The 4,572-nt window shown below is 68.9% G+C and carries 4 protein-coding genes; 1 reads left to right on the top strand and 3 read right to left on the bottom strand.

Translation table 11 applies throughout. The features are described 5' to 3' along the window. Window positions 1-212: 212 nt before the first annotated feature. Entirely contained in the window at window positions 213-947 is a 735-nt protein-coding gene (locus E6J59_15590; protein ID TMB17768.1) for an isoprenylcysteine carboxylmethyltransferase family protein, read from the bottom strand. A 140-nt stretch (window positions 948-1,087) separates the two neighbouring features. Between E6J59_15590 and E6J59_15585 the strand changes: the two genes are divergently transcribed. After that, window positions 1,088-2,194 (top strand): fatty acid desaturase, encoded by a 1,107-nt coding sequence (locus E6J59_15585; GenBank protein TMB17767.1) that lies wholly within the window; start codon window positions 1,088-1,090, stop codon window positions 2,192-2,194. 5 nt (window positions 2,195-2,199) lie between these two features. Here E6J59_15585 and E6J59_15580 read toward each other — a convergent pair whose 3' ends face one another. Together E6J59_15580 and E6J59_15575 are read right to left on the bottom strand one after the other, a co-directional pair. Further along, window positions 2,200-3,105 carry a 3-hydroxyacyl-CoA dehydrogenase family protein gene (locus tag E6J59_15580; GenBank protein ID TMB17766.1) on the bottom strand — a complete coding sequence of 302 codons (906 nt, stop codon included), beginning with the start codon at window positions 3,103-3,105 and terminating at the stop codon, window positions 2,200-2,202. A 340-nt stretch (window positions 3,106-3,445) separates the two neighbouring features. Further along, complete coding sequence (locus tag E6J59_15575; protein TMB17765.1) at window positions 3,446-4,117, bottom strand: class I SAM-dependent methyltransferase; 672 nt, start codon at window positions 4,115-4,117, stop codon at window positions 3,446-3,448. Window positions 4,118-4,572: the final 455 nt, after the last annotated feature.

Genomic DNA, 4,572 nt, shown 5'->3' with positions numbered 1-4,572 from the left:
TTGCGCGGCGCAATTAGAGCCTCGTAGAGACGCGCACGGGACCTGGGAGGCCCCACCCTACGGACGAAAGCACAAGCACTCTTCGCGATCCACGAGTCGCACTCAATGAACCCCGGAGGCGGACATTTTCACTGACGCGTTAAGGGGACAAAGTCACTGATCGCTAACAGGGACGGCCCTCGGGGACGCCCTCGGGCCGGCGGACCGGCAGCTCAGAGCGGACGCGATGCGCGGAGCCTCGGCAGGAGGAAGCCGGTCTGCGTCGCGTATTCGCGATACTTCCCGCCGTGTCGCGTGAGGGCGTCCTCTTCGAGCCGCGCACGCCAGACCGTCAGCGAGACACAGACCACCGTCAACGCGATGACGATCGGGCAGAGGGCTCCGATCAGGATCCCGGCGAACAGAAGGATGTAGCCGAGGTACATCGGATGACGAACGTACCGATAGGGCCCGCGACGAACGAGCGTCCGCACGGAAACGAGGAGCGCGAAGGAGCGTCCGAGACACACGACCGACCAGACGGCGACTGCATAGCCCACGACGCTCACCAGGAGGGCCACGACCGCGGCCACGTCCCGCAAGGCGGCGGGCATCAGGTTTTCCCTGAGCGGGGCGGGCGCCCGGGTGGCGAAGGCGAAGGTGTAGATGAAGAAGGTTCCGAGCAAGGGGACGAGGATGTCCCGCGCCTTCTCCGGCTGCCTCACCGGAGCGCGATTGAAGAGGAGGGTGAGCCCGACGAAGAGCTCGAAGGCGAAGATCAGGACGTCCCTCACCGACACGGCAAACAGACCGCTCGGACCGAGAGGCAGCGCCCACCGCTCGCCGAGCAGTGCGACGGACGTGCCGAGTGCGTGGAGCTGCTTGTAGGCGAGGAGGAGGAAGAACAGCGAGAAGACATACTTCTCGACCAGGGTCATCCACCTCGAGAGCGTCGGCGGCAGGGTCATTGCGAGCGGTTGCCGGCTCTCCAGGTGCCCACCTCGTTCCGTCCCGAGACGAGTGACCTCGCGAGCATGATCCTGCCGCCTGCCTCCGTCTTCTCGACGCCGAGGGACGTGAAGCCCGGCGAGTCGTTCACATCGACTACATGACGGCCGTCGCGCTCGGCAACGTCATCGATCCGACCCACCTCCACGACGTCTTCGTGCGGAGCGTTCGCCCGGGAGCCCGGCCAGCGCCGGGGCGTGAAGGTCGAGGTGACGGACCACGGCGGCGGTTGAAGGACGCCACCGACCGGCGCTATGGTCGGGAAGTCATGGCCGAGGCCTGGCGCGAGGCGCTCTCCGACGCCGAGGTGCGCGAGCTCTGCGCGATGCGCGACTGGCGCTCGTGGTTCTCGATCGCGATCGACTGGGCCGTCATCGGCGCGGCCCTTGCCCTGGTCGGCCACTGGCCGCACCTCCTCACCGTGGTGGTCGCTCTCTTCGTCATCGGCGGCCGGCAGCTCGGCCTCGCCGTCCTCATGCACGAGGCGGCGCACCGGACGTTGCTCGAGGACCGGCGGTGGAACGACCTGGTCGGCAACTGGCTGTGCGCGTACCCCGTGTGGAGCGACCTCTACCCGTACCGCCCCTACCACCTCCAGCACCACGCGCAGACGTGGACGGAGCGCGATCCCGACCTGCCGCTCGCCACGCCGTTCCCGGTGACGCGTGCGAGCATGCGGCGGAAGATCTGGCGCGACCTCTCGGGCCAGACGGGCTGGAAGCGCCTGAAGGCGACCGTGCGCCGCGACCTCGGCCTGTCGCGGGGCCGCGTCAAGCGGAACTTCGACGCCGGGCTGGAGGCGCTCCGGGGGGTCGTCATCACCAACGGCGTGCTGCTCGGCGTGCTCGCTCTCGCCGGGCACCCGGCGCTCTACCTCCTCTGGGTGGGGGCATGGCTCACGACCTACAGCCTCGCGATGCGGCTCCGCTCGATCGCCGAGCACGGCATGGTGCCCGACCCCGCCGACCCGCTCCGCAACACGCGCACGACGCTCGCGCGCTGGTGGGAGCGTCTGCTGCTCGCGCCGAACCGCGTCAACTATCACCTGGAGCACCACCTCGTGATGGCGGTGCCGCACTACCACCTGCCGCGCATGCACCGGCTGCTGCGCGAGCGCGGTGTGCTGCGGGACGCCTGCGTGGCGCGCGGCTATCTCGACGTGCTGCGGCTCGCGTCCTCGGCGGCCGCGCCCGCGACGGCAGGCTGAACCCGTCAGCCCTGCGCGCCGTCCCGGCGCACGAGCGCGTCGCGCGGCGCGGGCGGATGCTGGCCGTAGTCGTAGAAGCCGCTGCCCGTCTTCCGCCCGAGGTACCCCGCCAGCACCATGCGGCGCAGGAGCGGCGGCGGCGCGAAGCGCGGCTCCCTGTACTCCGCCTGCAGGAGCGAGGCCATGTGGAAGACGATGTCGAGCCCGATGAAGTCGGCGAGCGCGAGCGGGCCCATGGGGTGGTTGGCGCCGTTCTGCATCGCCGCGTCGATGTCGGCGATCGAGCCGAGGCCGCGCTCGAGGCAGCCGATCGCGTCGACCATGTAGGGGACGAGGAGGCGGTTCACGATGTAGCCGGTCGAGTCGGCGACCACGACCGGCGCCTTGCCGAGCCGCTTGGCGAAGGCGACGCAGGTCTCCACCGTCTCCGCCGACGTCTTCAGGCCCGGCGCCACCTCGACCAGCTTCATGGCGTGCACCGGGTTGAAGAAGTGGAGGCCGACGAAGCGCTCGGGCCGGCCGGTGGCGGCGGCCAGCTCGGTCACGGTCAGCGTCGAGGTGTTGGTGGCGAAGATCGCCTCCGCCTTCACGATCTCGTCGAGGCGCCCGAAGTGGTCCCGCTTCACCGCCAGCTCCTCGACGATCGACTCGATGACCAGGTCGACGTCGGCGAGGTCGTGCAGGTGGATCGTCCAGCGCAGGCGCTCGAGCAGCGCGCCGTGGTCGGCGGCCGTCAGCCGGCCGCGCTCGACGTCCTTGTGGAGCTGCTTCTCGACCCTGGCCCGCTGCGCGTCGAGCGCCCCCGGGGTGGCCTTCGCCATGATCGTGTCGAAGCCGGCGCGGGCCGCGGCCTGCGCGATGCCGAGCCCCATCTGACCGGCGCCGAGGACGCCGAGGCTGCGAATCTCCATCGTGCGGAGAACCTCCTGGGCGGCCTGGCTACGACACTTCCGGTGGCGGCGTCAACCAATATCCGCTATCCGCGGCGCCGCGCCGGTTGGTCTTGCCCGCCCCGGCAATGGTACATGCGCCGCATGTCTCTTGGGGCTGGGCTACCACCTAGAGAATCGCATGGTTAGCTCGCCTGCCCCGCCGTTTTTGTTGCCGTTGGTTGCCAAAGCCGCAAGCCGTCCACGTACCGCTTGGCGTGGGGGGCGGGGCGCCGGTCCTCCAAGGTCGAACCGAGTCTCTTCAATCGCCAGACCGGCGCGAGCGAGGACTTCGAAGAGCCTGTACGGCACTTGAGTGTGCTCACGGGCCTCGCTCCGCTCGGTAGAGGGAGATTGAGCCGGTGGGCGTCGCAATGACGGTGGTCTCTTCAACGGCACGGAAGCCGACGTCCTTCATCAACTTGGGTAGGACGCCGCGTGCGTTGGGCTCCGTGTTCTCATAGCCGTCACCCTTTTGAACGATACGAAAGAGCTGGCGCATGAGCGCCGTGCGCTGGAGGCCGTAGTCGGCCACGTGCAGTTCGCCGTTGGGAACCAAGGCGGCGCGCATGGCCGCCAACCCCGCCCGCTTTTCGGCCATGGGCACCTGATGAAATACGAGACTCGACACGATCTTGTTGATGCCGCGCCCGTCAAGGAGCGCTGCGGCGTCTCGGGCATAGCCGACCTTCAACTCCACGGTTGCCCCTGCCGCCTCCGTCTTGCGCCGGGCGCGCTCCAGGATGGCGGGATCAGGATCGATTCCAATCAGAACAGCCGGCGGGGCGGTCCTGCTGATGAGCGCCATGAGCGATCCGGTGCCGCAACCGATGTCAGCCATCGCGTCCTCGGCGGTGGGCGCAATCTGACGAACCAGAGCCGGGCGCCAGCGTGATTCCCGCGCCAGGACGGCGACCAAGAAGTCGTAGAGCCAGAGTTGGGGCGCCGCAGGGACATAGTCCCGCTGTGCTCGCCTTGCGGACTTGCCGCCCATGGCGCTCCTTCCGCCGCCCGACGACTAGGTGCTGAAGCCGCCGGGCAGCCGCGCAACTCCCGTTGGAATGCCGCGCTATCACATGGCGGCTCAGCAACGCGAGCGACGGCATCGCCCCTTGTCGGATCGCCTCGGCGGGGGTAGAGGCTGCGCCGGGCCACAACCAGGGAGGGCCGCCTGTGGCCGTTCTGGCCTCCGCTGCGATCCGCCTGCTTCCGGTCGTTGGACTCGCCGGCCTGAGACTGGCGGGGGCCGCGCGACACGCCCTTGTTCTGAGCGATGCGTTGGCCAGTGGGAGAAGCAACGGGATCGCGAGGGCCCGCGCCAGAGACCCACCGTCACGAGGCGCACGGGTGCGAAGGCGGTCCGCTGCACTTTTGAACACCCTCTCGGTCTGGCGGGGCCAGATCGAAAACCAAAGGGAGAGGAGTCATGCTGGGCGAACAGATCGGTGA

This window comes from Deltaproteobacteria bacterium, assembly GCA_005879795.1.
In the GTDB taxonomy this organism is placed as follows: Bacteria; Desulfobacterota; Binatia; order DP-6; family DP-6; genus DP-6.
This window is presented reverse-complemented; position numbering and strand designations above follow the sequence as displayed.